Annotated in this window: 1 protein-coding gene; it reads left to right on the top strand. The window is 66.2% G+C overall.

Annotated features, from left to right (window positions below; genetic code table 11):
* Positions 1-219, top strand: a 219-nt coding sequence (locus LG395_RS41060; RefSeq protein WP_225814715.1) for a hypothetical protein, incomplete at both ends; no start/stop codon positions are given.

Below are 219 nucleotides of genomic sequence, written 5' to 3'. Positions count from 1 at the left end.
AGGCCGGGCAGACGGCCTTCGACGCGGCGATCGACCTCGTGTGCACGGACGTCCCGATCAGTTTCCTCAAGGCGACGCCCTCGCACCTCGAAGTCCTCGCCGCTCACCTCGAAACACGAAACGCGCACCACCACATCACGACCATCGTCGCCGGTGGCGAGAACCTCACACCCCAGCTCGTTTCCCGCCTGCTCGACGCCGGCAGCACACACACCACCA

Origin of the sequence: Streptomyces spinosus, from assembly GCF_020400655.1 — a bacterium.
In the GTDB taxonomy this organism is placed as follows: Bacteria; Actinomycetota; Actinomycetes; order Streptomycetales; family Streptomycetaceae; genus Streptomyces; species Streptomyces argyrophylli.
Note: the sequence above shows the minus strand (reverse complement) of the source record. Positions and strands in the feature narration are given on the sequence as shown.